Source organism: Psychrobacter sp. CAL346-MNA-CIBAN-0220, from assembly GCF_040309805.1.
GTDB lineage: Bacteria > Pseudomonadota > Gammaproteobacteria > Pseudomonadales > Moraxellaceae > Psychrobacter.
In genome coordinates, this window is the sequence record NZ_JBEOPF010000002.1 from 41,915 (window position 1) to 57,032 (window position 15,118).

General features: G+C 43.2%; 11 protein-coding genes. 7 read left to right on the top strand and 4 right to left on the bottom strand.

Annotated elements, in window-relative coordinates; all coding sequences use genetic code 11:
• Positions 1-4: 4 nt before the first annotated feature.
• The 4 genes from nuoL (at position 5) to AAEY88_RS06235 (ending at position 6,135) form a co-directional block, all read left to right on the top strand.
• Positions 5-1,879, top strand: coding sequence for an NADH-quinone oxidoreductase subunit L (gene nuoL, locus AAEY88_RS06220; RefSeq protein ID WP_350560551.1), 1,875 nt, complete (start codon positions 5-7; stop codon positions 1,877-1,879).
• 1 nt (position 1,880) lies between these two features.
• Complete coding sequence (nuoM, locus tag AAEY88_RS06225; RefSeq protein ID WP_350560553.1) at positions 1,881-3,509, top strand: NADH-quinone oxidoreductase subunit M; 1,629 nt, start codon at positions 1,881-1,883, stop codon at positions 3,507-3,509.
• Between the two features lie 3 nt (positions 3,510-3,512).
• Complete coding sequence (locus AAEY88_RS06230) at positions 3,513-4,991, top strand: NADH-quinone oxidoreductase subunit N (RefSeq protein ID WP_350560555.1); 1,479 nt, start codon at positions 3,513-3,515, stop codon at positions 4,989-4,991.
• A 307-nt stretch (positions 4,992-5,298) separates the two neighbouring features.
• A complete protein-coding gene (locus AAEY88_RS06235) occupies positions 5,299-6,135 on the top strand; it encodes a ferredoxin--NADP reductase (protein ID WP_350560557.1) in 837 nt (278 codons plus the stop codon).
• Between the two features lie 82 nt (positions 6,136-6,217).
• On the opposite strand, the gene AAEY88_RS06240 is transcribed toward AAEY88_RS06235, so the two are convergent.
• Positions 6,218-6,985: a hypothetical protein gene (locus AAEY88_RS06240; RefSeq protein WP_350560559.1), complete on the bottom strand. Its 768-nt coding sequence runs from the start codon at positions 6,983-6,985 to the stop codon at positions 6,218-6,220.
• A gap of 402 nt (positions 6,986-7,387) precedes the next feature.
• Between AAEY88_RS06240 and AAEY88_RS06245 the strand changes: the two genes are divergently transcribed.
• Complete coding sequence (locus tag AAEY88_RS06245; protein WP_350560561.1) at positions 7,388-8,263, top strand: mechanosensitive ion channel domain-containing protein; 876 nt, start codon at positions 7,388-7,390, stop codon at positions 8,261-8,263.
• 30 nt (positions 8,264-8,293) lie between these two features.
• On the opposite strand, the gene ybeY is transcribed toward AAEY88_RS06245, so the two are convergent.
• Together ybeY and AAEY88_RS06255 are read right to left on the bottom strand one after the other, a co-directional pair.
• Positions 8,294-8,896: an rRNA maturation RNase YbeY gene (ybeY, locus tag AAEY88_RS06250; protein WP_350560563.1), complete on the bottom strand. Its 603-nt coding sequence runs from the start codon at positions 8,894-8,896 to the stop codon at positions 8,294-8,296.
• Between the two features lie 247 nt (positions 8,897-9,143).
• Complete coding sequence (locus tag AAEY88_RS06255) at positions 9,144-10,244, bottom strand: PhoH family protein (RefSeq protein ID WP_350561091.1); 1,101 nt, start codon at positions 10,242-10,244, stop codon at positions 9,144-9,146.
• Positions 10,245-10,777: 533 nt separating this feature from the next.
• On the opposite strand from AAEY88_RS06255, the gene AAEY88_RS06260 reads away from it, so the two are divergent.
• Together AAEY88_RS06260 and AAEY88_RS06265 are read left to right on the top strand one after the other, a co-directional pair.
• Complete coding sequence (locus tag AAEY88_RS06260; RefSeq protein WP_407074435.1) at positions 10,778-12,103, top strand: UbiH/UbiF/VisC/COQ6 family ubiquinone biosynthesis hydroxylase; 1,326 nt, start codon at positions 10,778-10,780, stop codon at positions 12,101-12,103.
• A gap of 114 nt (positions 12,104-12,217) precedes the next feature.
• Complete coding sequence (locus AAEY88_RS06265; RefSeq protein ID WP_350560567.1) at positions 12,218-13,507, top strand: FAD-dependent oxidoreductase; 1,290 nt, start codon at positions 12,218-12,220, stop codon at positions 13,505-13,507.
• Between the two features lie 658 nt (positions 13,508-14,165).
• On the opposite strand, the gene AAEY88_RS06270 is transcribed toward AAEY88_RS06265, so the two are convergent.
• Positions 14,166-15,077 carry a lysine exporter LysO family protein gene (locus AAEY88_RS06270; protein ID WP_350560569.1) on the bottom strand — a complete coding sequence of 304 codons (912 nt, stop codon included), beginning with the start codon at positions 15,075-15,077 and terminating at the stop codon, positions 14,166-14,168.
• Between the last annotated feature and the right edge of the window lie 41 nt (positions 15,078-15,118).

Genomic DNA, 15,118 nt, shown 5'->3' on the forward strand with positions numbered 1-15,118 from the left:
TGTCATGAGTTTATTACCATTAACCTTTATATTCCCGCTCATTGGCTTTTTGATTTTAGCCTTTATGCGCGAGCGGTTAACTGAACAGGCAGCGGCGTTTGTCGGTGTTGGTAGCATGTTGCTATCGGCATTGTGTACGCTAGTGGCCAGCTTTACCTTTTTAACCACCTATCCGGCAGGAACCGTAGTAGAAATACCACTATGGACCTGGTTTCAAGTCGGCGATTTTACGCCAAGCTTTGGCTTAAGCTTTGATGGTCTAGCACTGACGATGATTGGGGTGGTGACTGGGGTCGGATTTTTGATTCATTTGTTTGCCGCCTGGTATATGAAAGGTGACAGCGGTTTTGCGCGCTTTTTTAGTTATATGAACTTATTCGTCGCCAGTATGTTGTTACTGGTATTGGCGGACAACTTATTATTGCTATATCTAGGCTGGGAAGGTGTGGGTATCTGCTCGTATCTGCTAATTGGTTTTTATTTCCAAGACCGAGCCAATGGCCGTGCAGCGATAAAAGCCTTTACCGTGACGCGCATCGGTGATGTGTTCTTGGCATACGGGCTGTTCTTATTGTTCCGCGAATTTGGCACTCTTAATATTCAAGAGATTATTACTCGCGCCCCTGAGGTGTTCGATATTAATAATCCGACCATGATTTTGACCACTATGATGTTAGTGGGTGGAGCAATGGGTAAATCTGCGCAGTTGCCGCTACATACATGGCTTGCTGATGCAATGGCTGGTCCAACGCCAGTATCGGCATTGATTCATGCCGCCACCATGGTAACGGCTGGGGTTTATTTAATTGCTCGCATGCATCCACTATTTATGCTTACCCCAGGTATTTTATTGTACTGGGTTGGTGGCGTGGGTGCCTTGACCTTAGTGGTTGCTGGATTCTGTGCGCTTGCCCAGACTGATATTAAGCGTATATTAGCCTATTCAACTATGAGTCAAATTGGCTACATGTTCTTAGCGCTAGGTGTTGGGGCATGGCAAGGGGCTATCTTTCATTTGATGACCCATGCCTTCTTTAAGGCATTGCTATTCTTATCATCAGGTGCAGTGATACTTGCGGTTCATCATGAGCAAAATATCTTTAAGATGGGCGGATTGCGTAAGAAGATACCGTTAGTATTCTGGTGCTATGTCGTTGGCGGTGGCGCGCTTGCTGCCATACCTTGGGTGACCGTTGGTTTTTATTCAAAAGAAGCAATTCTTTGGGAAACCTATGCTACCGGTCATCAAGTTCTATTCTATATGGGTGTGTTTGGGGCCTTCTTAACCGCACTTTATACCTTCCGTATGATTTGGATTGTCTTTTTTGGCGAAGAAAAGACCCCAGCGCACAAGCTATCAGGTGTGTCGTATTGGTTGCCCCTTAGCGTATTGTTGATATTATCAACCGCCGTTGGTGCGTTGATTACCCCGCCATTACAAGGCGTGTTGCCAGAGAGCGTTGGGCATTTATTAGAAGTGACCAATCAAGCGCATGGCAAACATACCGCTGAATTTATCGCCATGGGTGCGATGGCCGCAGGTCTGATCCTTGCTGCATTGCTATATGTAGTGAATAAAGGCCGGATGCTCACCAGCTTTAAGCAGTCGCGAGTCGGCGGGGCTTTATATTATTGGTGCTATCACGGTATGGGTTTCGATGCGCTGTACGATTTAGTTTTTGTAAAACCTTTTTTATTCATTGGCCGCTTATTCAAAGCCGACCCGGTTGATAAGACCTGGAATATATTACCAATGCTGGTTTCAGTGGGTAATAAAGCCTTGTCTGCAACGCAAACTGGGTCACTTCGAGGCTATGCTGCAAGCTTTGGCTTGGGTGTCGCTGTACTGTTGGTGCTGGTAATGATGACGGTGGTATAAGATGATAGATTTACAACAAACGTGGATGCTGCCAGCATTAATTGCAATACCGTTTATAGCGGGATTGCTCTGTTGGCTGGTTGAGCGGGTTAACAAACGTCTGCCACGATGGATTGCTTTGATTGGCATGATATTGACTTTTGGGCTGTCAATAGTGCTATGGTATGTCGGCGATTTTTCGGGTATGAGCACACAGGTGATTGCGCCTGAGTCTGCGGTGCCTTGGGTTGCTGAATTCAGTGTGCCGTGGATACCAAGCTTCGGTATTAGCTTTCATTTGGCAATGGATGGCTTGTCGCTGTTAATGGTGGGCTTAACAGGATTGCTAGGTGTTGCTGCCGTTGCTTGTTCGTGGAATGAGATTCAGCGCCGCGTAGGCTTCTTCCACCTGAACCTATTATGGAGCTTAGGTGGCGTTATTGGGGTGTTTTTAGCCATTGATTTGTTCTTATTCTTCTTCTTTTGGGAGATGATGCTGGTTCCAATCTACTTCTTGATTGCCATTTGGGGTCATGATGTGGTCGGTGGCAAGACCAAAGAGTATGCAGCAACCAAGTTCTTTCTTTATACCCAAGCCTCTGGGCTCATCATGCTCATCGGTATCTTGGTACTGGTCATCATTAGCTATGCTTATCGCGGTGAAGTCAGCTTTAATTATAATGACTTGCTCGGTACGCCACTTGGCGGCTGGGAATATCCGATTATGCTGTGCTTTTTTATTGGCTTTGCGGTCAAGTTGCCGATTATTCCATTCCATGGCTGGCTACCTGACGCGCACGCACAAGCACCAACCGCTGGTTCGGTCGATTTGGCTGGGGTACTGATCAAAACTGCTGCTTATGGTTTGATTCGATTTGTATTGCCATTATTTCCCGCCGCATCACAAGAGTTTGCGCCGATTGCCATGACCTTAGGTACCATCGGTATCTTCTATGGTGCCTGGCTGGCCTTTATGCAGACGGATATGAAGCGTCTTCTTGCTTACACCAGTATCTCGCACATGGGCTTTGTGGTGTTGGCAATTTATGCTGGAACACTACTGAGCTTACAAGGTTTGATGATTCAAATGCTAGCGCACGGCCTCAGTTCAGCAGCATTGTTTATTATGGCCGGTCAGCTATATGAGCGCCTACATACTCGCGACCTGACATTAATGGGGGGTATGTGGGGACAGTTCCGTTATTATGCACCGCTATTAATGTTCTTTAGTGCCTCACTACTGGGTATACCTGGCACTGGCAACTTTATCGGTGAGTTTATGATTCTATTAGGCTCATTTGCTCAATATCCGGTATTTGTAGTATTAGCAACATTCAGCTTAGTATTAGCAGGTTTATACTCATTGATTCTGATTCATCGTACGCTATTTGGGGCTAATAATACTAAAGAAGTGGCGTTAAATGAGACTAAATCACACGGCTTACCCGAACGTCCGTTAAAAGACTTAGGCAAACGTGAGATATCATTACTATTAATGTTAGCAATTGGATTGGTATGGCTGGGACTGTATCCGCAGCCGATACTTGATACTTCAAGCCACGCTATGCAGTGGATTAATAATGCGTATATTTACAGTGAGGTTACTCAGGTAGATATATTGCAGTCACTTGATGCGATGGAGGCACGTTAAGTCATGAATGAATTTACGATGAATGATTTGATGGGGCTGATGCCTTATGCACCAATCATTGCCGTAGTGATTACGGTACTGCTAGTGATGGTTGCCATTACCATTAAACGCTCACATGTCTTCACTGGTACTATCACAGTGTTAGGGCTTAACATCGGCCTGTTTACCTTACTGGGGCAAATAGGTGGCGTGATAAGTAGCGGTTCGGTGTTACCACAAGCTGAGCAGCTGTTTGTGGTTGACAGCTTTGCTCAATTTAATATGGTGGTCATCTTTATCTGTGCACTAGCGTGTTGTACGCTATCGTATGCTTATTTGGTGAACCTAAAAGACAATAAAGACGAGCTATATCTGCTCATGCTGTTATCGACGACTGGTGCGCTACTGATGGTCTGCGCGCAGCATATGGCCGCATTCTTTATGAGTTTAGAGCTACTATCAGTGCCGTTATATGGTCTGTTAGCTTATACCTTTTTACGGAATCGCTCGCTGGAATCAGGGCTTAAGTATTTAGTATTGTCGGCTACTGCGTCTGCGACCTTGTTAATGGGTATGGCATTTATCTATGCCCAAGTGGGCTCATTAGCCTTTAAGCCGATCAGTCTTCAGCTTGTGAACATGTTTGAGTCGCCACTATTAATATTAGGCGCAGCGATGATGATGTTTGGTATTGCCTTCAAATTATCGGCAGCACCCTTTCATGCTTGGACACCCGATGTGTACGAAGGAGCACCTGCCCCTATCGCGACTTATTTAGCATCGGTGACTAAAGTGGCGATGATGGCACTTGCCATTCGCTTCTTACTTGATACTAAGTTATTAGCATTACCCTCTATACAGATGTTAATTATGGTGATGGCCACTTTATCTATTTTAGTAGGTAACTTATTGGCCGTCCGTCAAACCAACCTTAAACGTTTACTGGGCTATTCTTCTATTGCGCATATGGGTTATGTGCTGATTGTGATTGTTAGCATTGGCAGCGCTGCTGATAGTATCTCTAGCATGTATATGGCCGTTTATGCATTTACCTCTATCGGTGCCTTTGGGGTCGTAACCTTGATGTCGAGTCCTTATCGTTTATCGGGTGAAGCGGGTGAACTGATACATTATCAAGGGCTATTTTGGCGTCGTCCGGTATTAACGGCAGTGATGACCATTATGATGTTATCACTGGCAGGTATACCTTTGACAGCAGGCTTTATTACCAAGCTATTTGCAATATTGGCAGCCGTTCAAGGTACTCAGTGGTTCTTGGCTGCGATGATTATCTTAGGTAGTGGCATTGGTTTGTTCTATTATCTGCGTGTGATATTGACCCTATTTAAACGTCCAAAAGAGTTTATTGAATTTGACGTAGCAGGGCAATGGGGCATTCGTACCGGTGGTATTATGGTAATTGGTGTCACTGCGGTTATCGTCTTCTTCGGTGTCTTGCCAAATAGTTTGATTGTATGGTCAAGTCTGGCGCGTATTTGGTAGCGCCAACACGCTATATTTATAATAAGGTGTCAACAGCGTTTGCTGTAACGGTTCTGATAAGCCAGCTAAATTTTGCGCTTTGTTTCCTCATACCATTTTTACATTACGTTGACTTAAAATTAAGTAAAAGATAGAGGTTAGCGCCAAGCGAGCATCATTGCCGCCTGACGGTTACCTATCGCAAGACAAGATGCGCCACGTTTATGTTAAACTTGGCGCATCTTTTTTTATTTATTATTGCTAATAAATAGCTAATAACCTTTTTAATAAAAATACAGACTGATAAAATTATAAGTGATTAATTGTTATGAGTGAAAATATTCAAGCCGTAAAAGTACTCAGTAAAACCACATGGACACCTAATTTATTTAGCTTTACGGTCAGCCGTCCCGATAGCTTTAAATTTACTGCCGGACAATTTGTACGCTTAGGAGTCAATCCTAGTAAGCTGCAACACTATAAGCAACTGAACGACCCACAAAGCCAAACACGAGCGGCAGAACAAGCACCCGATGAAGATATTTTTCGTGCTTATTCAATCGTTTCCTCACCCTTTGATGAGGTGTTAGAGTTTTTCTCTATTGTTATCCCTGATGGCGCATTTACCTCACAATTGCAGCATTTGCAAGTGGGTGATGAGTTATTGCTTAATACCATGCCGTTTGGGTTTTTGACTCTAGCTCGTTACCAAAAGCCGCACCCAAAAGACTTGTGGTTGCTAGCAACCGGTACCGGATTGGCACCATTTTTATCGATGTTACAAGACCTGAAAACGTGGGAAGACTACGAGCATATTGTGCTGGCTTATAGTGCGCGCTCGTTCGAAGAGCTGGCCTATGTCGATAAGATTCAGCAGTTACAAGATGATTTTGGCTCATTGGTTGATAATCCAGCGCGCTTAATTTTTATCCCCATTGTGACGCGCGAGCCGATGGATGGCGCATTAACGGAGCGACTGCCCAAGTTATTGTTAGAAGGCTCGTTACAGAAGCGCGCAGGCATTGCGCTAGAAACTGATAGCGCCCATGCGATGCTATGTGGTAATCCAGAAATGGTAGAAGATACTAAGGAAGCGTTAAAGACATTAGGTATGGTGATGAATCGCCGCGGTGAGGGTAATATTGCAGTAGAAAATTACTGGTAAATTAGAACTATAAAAAAGCCGCAACTTTATTGATTATTAGGTTGCGGCGTATAAGGTTAAAGTAATGGCGGTTCATAGCCTTTTATTCTTGGCTAGGTTCTGTGGCATCCCCTAAAGGATTAATTGGCCCTTTCATGAGCTCGGGTTCGTCATCATCGTTAATGATATCCTCGCCACTACTACCACTTAATAGATCACGGTAATTCACTTGGGTCTTGAGAATGAGTTGTTCTTCTTCGACTTCACCATAGTTCACTTGCACCTTGTGCAAGGTACTCATGATCTTTTGGTTCTTTTTAAGCCAGCGATGAATATCAAGATAAATAATATCGTCTTTAGCACGGGCAATATTGATATAGGTCAAGATGACGCCTAGCGGATCTTTTTTGAGCACACTATGATAAAACCAGATGGCAAGCTTAATCCCTTGGCGCTTCATAAAGGACTCACAGCGCAAATTTAGTACATCGGTATAGGTCTGTTGACCAAAGACGAAACGCTGCACATTGCGGTCAAGCTGGACATGAACCAAGCTAAAATTACTGGCAACCTCAATATAAATGCCAGCCACATTAATCGTACAATATAAACGAAACCAATCATCATGAAGCTCAACCCGCAGCTCCAAGATAGACTTGACATTATCAGTGACAAACTTTTGTAGCGCGTCATTGACATATTTCTGGCCGACTGGCAGTGCTATCTCATCGTCAAGCTTTTCTGTAGTTTTGTTATATAATTTTCTAAAAGTTTGGGTTAAACTTTCCCAGCCATTGCTAAATGATTCGTTAAAACGGTAGCCAATAGTGTCAGAGAAATCATCAAAGTTATCAAAATCACTCAAACTCATCATCCTTATGATATGTAATATGATTGGTTTTAAACGTATGATTAGTTATCGGTTGCTTATTAATGCCGTAACCATAAATAGCAAAATATATGTTAAAAATAGTATATAGCAAAAGTGCATAGCGCAAAACTGATGGGCGCATATTGTAGCAAATAACCTAAACAATCTAGTTGATATCACTATACTAATCAGGTGGTAGCTATCGTATTTAGGCTTACGAGATCAGTCTCGCTATTGTACGTTATAATAAGTATGCTCAATCATTAGCCTGTCAGATTAATTATCTGCTCATGTTATGATAGCGCTCATAGCATAGCCGCTAGCACGTACTGGTATAATTATTAAAATTGGTAGTGTTGTTTTACATACGCATTTATAAAAGATACAGAGTAAAGAGTAAGTATGGAATTTTTAGGATTTACGCTTGATATTGCTTCGCTGACTGACAGTGCTTTAACATTATTACTTAAAGTCGTGTTAGCGCTACTGATATTTGTAGTGGGACGCTGGCTGGCCAAAAAAGCCATTACGGTTGCCAACCGCATTATGATACGTAGCCGGATAGACAACACGGTGGCCAGCTTTTTAAGCCGCTTATTGTACGGCATATTACTCGTCATCGTCGCCTTAGCAGCACTCAGTAAAGTTGGCGTACAGACGACTTCGGTAGTGGCTATATTAGGTGGTGCAGCCGTTGCGATTGGCCTGTCGTTAAAAGATCAGTTGTCAAACTTCGCTGCTGGGATAATGATCGTGACCTTTCGCCCGTTTGTACGTGGCGACTATGTACAGATCAAGACCTTTACGGGCACGGTCACTGAGATTACCTTAATCAATACTCATCTGACTACCATTAACAATCACGATATCATCATTCCCAACAGTGATATTACCACCTCAGCCACCACCAATTATACTGCGCTGCCCAATCGTCGCGTCGATATTACGGTAGGTATTGGCTATGATGCCGATATTAGAACAGCTAAAAACATTATGTTGAGCTTAGCTAAGAATAACCCTATTGCATTCAGTGATCCTGCGCCTGTGGTGCGCGTGACTAATTTAGGCGACAATTCAGTAGATCTAACGTTGAACGTTTGGACCACTAATGATGATTGGTGGGGAATGCAGTGCGACTTACTTGAGCAATTCAAATACGCGCTTGATGACAATAAAATTGATATTCCTTTTCCGCAGCGCAGTGTCCATGTTAAAGGCTTGGATCAGCTAATGAATAATATGGATCAATCACAAAAACTGCCGATGAATAAAGACTAAAGGTATAATTGTATTTATGTCTAAGTAGCATTAAAGGTAAGGATTAGGCAGTTCTAGGCGCGCTAAAATATCAATCTCAAAGCTTTCCATCTCATCTTGTTGCGCCTGTCCGAGCATATGATCAAAGCCGAATAGATGTAGTATTCCATGTATCAATAAATGGCTGATATGCTGGGCAATGCTTTTATCTTGCTCAGCCGCTTCTTTTACCACCACTTCATGACAGATGATAAGCTCACCCAGTGGCAGGGTTGGCATCAGCTCAATAATGTTGACTGGTATCTCGCTTGGGTAAGATAAAACATTAGTCGGATAATCCTTTCCACGCGCCTCTAAATTTAGCGTCCGTCCTTCTCTAGCATCGGTAATATATATATCCAACGCTTTAGGCTTTTGCTGCCATAACTCATCATTAATATCAGTGAAATAGGGTAGGGCAAAGCCACTTTTTAGTTGCCCCTCAATATAGTCTAAGGTTGCTATCAATATTGGTTGAATGGTGGCTTCTGTATAAAAATCATTCAGTAATGCGTCATCAATACTATCAGTCGCGCTAATATTAAGTTCCGTACTGTCTACACCATCAAACGCTGAGTGATGCAACTTATCGGCTTGGTTGGTAGATGGGTTCATTAAATGGTCCTTTGTTTTATTCATTAATTATCATTGTAAAAGTTAGTATTGTGAGAATAGCGACGTAGTGACATAAGTGCTGTCAATGGTCTTGGTCGTTAGTACCACTATAGTCAAGTTATGTCCTTGCGACGATTGATGGTCATCAACGCTCGGCCATTAAAAAACCGGATTTAATATCCGGTTTTTTTGTCAGATAAATACCGACTAACCAAGGCAACATAGAATCATCTTTAAGTAAGCAATATTAAAGTCTTGTAGCCGCGTCAGCTAGCATTTGTTTGTGTTCTTGCTCAGCCATACGTTCTTGCTTACGTTTCTCTTTAAGTATCTCTTGCTCATCATCAAACACATCATAAGCTTCGACGATTTTTTGCACCAACTGATGGCGTACCACGTCTTTTGAATCAAACTTGGTAATGTGTATCTCGTCAATACCGCTTAATATTTCTAGCGCTTGGGTTAGGCCGGATTTACTACCACGTGGTAAATCTACTTGGGTAATATCACCGGTAATGACGGCGCGTGAGCCAAAACCTAGCCGCGTTAAAAACATTTTCATTTGTTCAGGAGTGGTATTTTGTGCCTCATCCAAAATGACAAATGAGTTATTGAGCGTACGACCACGCATATAGGCGAGTGGCGCTACTTCAATCTCTTGGCGCTCAAGCATTTTACCGACTTTCTCAAAGCCTATCATCTCATAGAGGGCGTCATATAATGGGCGTAGATAAGGGTCAATTTTTTGTGCTAAGTCACCTGGCAAGAAGCCCAATTTCTCGCCAGCCTCAACAGCGGGACGAACTAATAAAATACGTTCAATCTCATTACGCTCTATCATATCAACCGCGCAAGCGACCGCCAAATAAGTTTTTCCGGTACCCGCAGGGCCAATACCAAATGACAAATCTGACGTCAAAACATTTTTAACATAGCGCTGCTGATTGCCGCCGCGTGGGATAATTTTACCTTTACGAGTACGCAGACTAATAGGTGTAAAGTCCTTAGCAGAGTCTAAATCGTCTTCATTATTATGATCGTTGTCGTTATCAAGCGCTTGCTTATCGTCTTCTATATCCTGGTCACGCGCAATGCTTGATTGGATAATGAGGTGGAGCTCTTCTGGACTGATGTCTTTTGAGTTTTGAGCTTCGTCAGCTAGCTTGTATAAAATACGTTCACCGCGCTCAATTCCAGTTAAATCGCCACTAAGGCAAAAATCACCCTGACGCTGGCTGATTTTGATATTGAGGCGATTTTGGATGTATTTCATATTGTTATTGTATTCACCAAGCACCGTTTTTAGTTGGGCGGGCGTCAAAGATTCAAATTTTACATGGCGGCTCATGGAGTCAGTCAAGCGATTATCCTTGTATTGATTGCCTCGTATTGTGGTCATAGATACACAGTTATAACGCGACATTATTGACGGGCGGAGTATATAAAATAGTCATAAAAATACTACTAAAGTTAAAAGCGTACATTGAAATTCTTTTAATATGAATAAATGTAAGTAACTACACTATCTCCATTATGGTTGATAGTTTTTAAATTTCAAGCGATGTATAGCATTGGATGAGGCTGTTTTTGTATGCTGATTGCAATCACTTAGCCAATCATTATAATCTAGACCAGTCAACACTATCATATCGCTCCCTTTTGATGTCATGTCACTGCTAGCAAAAGCTTAAAAGCTCAGGATAGGTGCTACAAAAGCCAGCTAGCTGGCGGCATCATGGGTAATTTGTGGTAATCTATTAGTTACTTCATAGCTGTTTTACTCATCGGCTTTGCAACAGAAAAAAAGATAAATTTTTCAGAATAATTAAAAACGTAATGACCCATTAAACACGCATTAAGCGGGACATAATAGGAACAATAATAATGCAAACGACAGATATAAAAGTTCCCCATACTGAGCAGCCTGATAAGAGTCAACAGCCTAAAAACTTAGCCACACTGACCGAGCAGCAGGTGCTTATTGTTGGCGGTGGCCATGTTGGTTTGTCTTTTGCGTTATTGCTTGCGCATCATGGTATTGTCAGTACTTTACTAGAAAAAAATAGCTACCCGGTTATCAGCCCAGAAGATGACCGCACGCGTAGCCACTACTTAGACAGTCGTAATACGGCATTGTCACGGCGGACCGTACAGATTTATCAAGAGATCGGTTTATGGTCAGAATTGCAAAGTCACGCCTGCCGTATTGATGCAGTACAGATCAGTGAGCAAGGCAGTTTTGGTCGTGCGCAGCTGAATAAAGCTGATGAGCAAGTAGAATCCTTTGGACAAGTGATGGAAAATGCTTGGCTGGGTCGTAAGTTGTTACTAGCGGCGCAAAATGAGGCGTTGATTACTTTAATAGACAATGCGGCGGTCACCACTATTGATCAACAGTCAGATGGGGTTACAATTACTTTCAGCTATTATGATGATAATGAGCATGAGCAGCAATTGCAGGGCAGTGTATTGGTCGCTTGTGATGGTCGCGATTCTACCGTCCGGCAGTTGTTAAATATAGGCACGACCACTTATGATTATAAGCAAACCGCTATCGTGGGTGTGGTGGAGACTGACCAGCCGCATAAGCATGTCGCGATTGAGCGCTTTAGCCCCGCAGGACCACTGGCGGTATTACCGTTAACTGACCCAGACGGTGATGGTAATGATGATTATCAATCAGGTTATCGGCGTTCGGTGGTTTGGGTCTGTCCAAAAGGTGAGGAAACCCAATATTTAGAGGATGACTCGCATTTCTTACAGACTTTACAGCAAGCTTTTGGTCAGCGCGCTGGCACGTTTATCACCGCTGGTCGTCGCGGTGCGTATCCATTGACGCGGGTATTAGCAAAAGAGCAAGTCAATGGTCGCTGCGTCATCATGGGCAATGCCGCTCACACTTTGCATCCCGTAGCTGGACAAGGCTTTAACCTTTGTATGCGTGATGCCCATGTATTGGCGCAAATGTTAAGTACTCAGGTACTAAAAGGCGCCGATATTGGCGATCCGCAACTACTGAAACGCTACGAGAAATCAAGACAGACTGATCAAAAACGGGTTATTCGCTTTTGTGATGCCGTCGTCCATGGCTTCACCCATCCCAATCCTGCGATAAAGCTGGCACGTAATGTGGCACTAATTGCCTTTGATAAGTTACCTAATATCAAGCCATTAATCGCTAATTACGCCATGGGCTTAAAGTCTTAGCAATTGAAATCTCAGCCCTTAAAATTAAAGTCTCTAAACCAATCATTAAGAAATAGTACGCACGGGTTTAGTTTGTGAGTGTTGCGGTTAATAGTATTTATTAAAGGATATCTTATGAAAAACAACCACACGCTTATCATCGGTGGCGGTATCGTTGGTGCAAGTCTGGCGTTAAAGCTGGCAAAAGCTAAGCATCTAGTCACTTTGATTGATGCGCGCCCTGAATGTAACGAAGCAGATTGGGCAAATAAACTTAGCCATCGTGATGCACGTGTTTATGCCTTAAGTCTAGCGAGCATTAAACTACTACAAGATATTGGTGCCTGGCAAAAAATTGCCGCCTCCAACCGTAAAGCCGACTATTCACAAATGCAGGTATGGCAGCTTAACGGTATTGGCGAGCTACTGTTCGGTGGTAGCAGCAATCATAATGACAGTAGCGTTAGCGGTAATGAGGACAATGCTGCACCTAAGATGCTCGGCAGTATGGTTGAGCCGGCAGTCATTGAATATGCACTATGGCAACGTTTGTTTGATAATGATGTGAGTGATTATCTGACGGTTCTTGCTGGGCGAAAGGTAGTGCAGATGGATTGGCTAGGCGCGAAGCAGGGCTACCGTGTTACTTTAGATAATGAGATGGCTATTGAGGCGAATTTGTTAGTCGGTTCTGATGGGCGCGGCTCGTTTGTTCGCCAGCAGGCAGGAATCGAGCTGGATACTTTAGACTATAATCAAACCGCGATTTGTTGCGCGATTCAAACTGCCAAACCCCATCAAGCGACCGCCCGCCAAGCCATGCTGCCGACCGGTACGCTAGCACTATTACCTTTAGCCGACATCACAGATGACGATAAGAAAAATCCGCAACACTGGCAATCAGTGGTCTGGACATTACCGCGCAATCAAGCACTAGAGCTTGAGATTCAAGCGCCGCGCATTATCGCTGATAAACTCGCTGCTGCCAGTAACTATGAGCTTGGAGCGATTAGTCAGATTGAGTCAATTGCCAGCTTTCCATTGGCAGCACAACAAGCACGCCGCTATGTTACTGACAATCTAGTATTGATCGGTGACGCTGCGCATGGCGTGCATCCATTAGCAGGACAAGGACTCAATCTTGGGATGCTCGATGTAAAAGCATTATGCATGCAACTAGAACATGATTTTGTGCGTAGTGGTGGAACCTTATGGGGCACCAATCAAACCTTGCGCACCTATGAGCGCCTGCGTCGTCCGCACAACAGTCTGATGATGCATAGTTTTTCTACCCTCAATTGGTTGTTTGCTGGCGAGCTGGCACAATGGCGTCCTATTCAACAGATTCGTAGCGAAGGTATGTCTCGGGTCAGTAAAATCAAACCATTGATGCGTTTGTTTGCTAAGCAGGCAAGTGGGGTTTAAAAGTTTAAGCATCATAATGAAAGAGTCATGAAAACCAAGCTATGGACAACAATAATCACTATAGCAAGTACTGCGCTATTATCATCGTGTCAGACTCTTCCGGTATCGTCCTCTAAGCCAAACTCTGTATCTAAACGTCTTAATAACTATGAAAGTAAAGATTATGGGCATGAAAGTACTATCACATTAGTACCAGATATTCCCGATTCAGATGGCGACGGCGTTTTAGATGACATAGACGAATGTCCTAATACCCCACTGTTTATAAACCAGAATTTGCAAAGATCGCAGAGAAGCTCAATGAGTATCCAGACGCCAATGTTTTTATTTTTGGTCATGTCGCATCAAATGAAACTAACAAAGATTTTTTAGTGACCTTTAACTTTGAGCCTTTACCACGTAATCGGGCGCTTATTATCAAAAATATCTTGCTATAGATACAAACGCTTTAGACCGTAACTTTGAATTGCTTAATCACAAAAATATTGAGTCAAAAGACAGCCGTGTAACTTTGCTGGCAAGCACTGAAGTGAATGACTTAATGGATCTTGAGTATGTCGCTTATACAAGAAAATATGGCGAGTACGCAAAGCACTGTGACAAGTTTGATTAGCGATGTAAATGATGGTTAATTATTATCGAATATTAAAATCCATATCTACCCCAACGCCGAAAATACCACCATCAGCACCGGCGAGACAATATTAATAATAAAACCGAAGCTGATGGCAAGGGGTACGACTTTTAAACCACCTGATTGCTGAATAATAGGTAGGGTAAAATCCATACTGGTCGCCCCGCCAAGCCCTACCGCTGATGAGGGATATTGACGCATAAAGACCGGAATGAATAATAGGGCAAAAAACTCACGTATCAAATCATTAAAGAGCGCCACACTGCCCCAAATCGCCCCATAAGCATCGGTCATTACAATCGCTGATAGCGAGTACCAGCCAAATCCTGATGCCAAAGCGAGCCCTTTGGTCCACGATACATCCGTAAACAACAGCGCAAAGCCCAGCCCGCCAACCAGTACTGCAAGCGTAAAGATGATACTCATCTCCACCCCACGCTTATTGAGTAGCACTTCTTTTAAAGTAATGCCTGAGCCCTTAAGACCAATACCGACTAGCAGTATCAACAGCATTAGTAAAATCGTCATAGTAATGTCATGTGGCATATAAGCGGCAGGTAGAAAGTGCCCAATCATAAAACCAATTACCACACAAACTAGCTGCGTTAAACTGCCGCGAATACTAATGCGATGTTGCTGATTCTTAGCGGTTGGTTTTTTGGCATGCCATGGGCGCAGATGGTCAAATAGCATTAGCGCAAACAGTCCCGTACCAATAGTTAATACCGATAGCACGGTCACATATAATGCAATCTCAGCTAACTGGCTACCCAGCTCTTCTACTTGAGATAATTCAATACCGATAAGGGTCAAAATAATAAAGACCAAATAAGACAAGCCTTTATCCGCAAACTTGGTCAGATTTGGATTGCTTGGGATCACAAAGCCAATAAATAGCGGCATTAAGACTAAAATAAGGGTAACCAGGCTTTGCATGGTGGCAGGCTCATAACTTTTTTACTAAACAGGCAATTGTA

What these genes read in the sequence shown, in the direction of transcription:
- nuoL (WP_350560551.1), top strand. Translation starts at nt 5, where the DNA reads ATGAGTTTATTACCATTAACCTTTATATTCCCGCTCATTGGCTTTTTG.
- nuoM (WP_350560553.1), top strand. Translation starts at nt 1,881, where the DNA reads ATGATAGATTTACAACAAACGTGGATGCTGCCAGCATTAATTGCAATA.
- AAEY88_RS06230 (WP_350560555.1), top strand. Translation starts at nt 3,513, where the DNA reads ATGAATGAATTTACGATGAATGATTTGATGGGGCTGATGCCTTATGCA.
- AAEY88_RS06235 (WP_350560557.1), top strand. Translation starts at nt 5,299, where the DNA reads ATGAGTGAAAATATTCAAGCCGTAAAAGTACTCAGTAAAACCACATGG.
- AAEY88_RS06240 (WP_350560559.1), bottom strand. Translation starts at nt 6,985, where the DNA reads ATGAGTTTGAGTGATTTTGATAACTTTGATGATTTCTCTGACACTATT.
- AAEY88_RS06245 (WP_350560561.1), top strand. Translation starts at nt 7,388, where the DNA reads ATGGAATTTTTAGGATTTACGCTTGATATTGCTTCGCTGACTGACAGT.
- ybeY (WP_350560563.1), bottom strand. Translation starts at nt 8,896, where the DNA reads ATGAACCCATCTACCAACCAAGCCGATAAGTTGCATCACTCAGCGTTT.
- AAEY88_RS06255 (WP_350561091.1), bottom strand. Translation starts at nt 10,244, where the DNA reads ATGAGCCGCCATGTAAAATTTGAATCTTTGACGCCCGCCCAACTAAAA.
- AAEY88_RS06265 (WP_350560567.1), top strand. Translation starts at nt 12,218, where the DNA reads ATGAAAAACAACCACACGCTTATCATCGGTGGCGGTATCGTTGGTGCA.
- AAEY88_RS06270 (WP_350560569.1), bottom strand. Translation starts at nt 15,077, where the DNA reads ATGCAAAGCCTGGTTACCCTTATTTTAGTCTTAATGCCGCTATTTATT.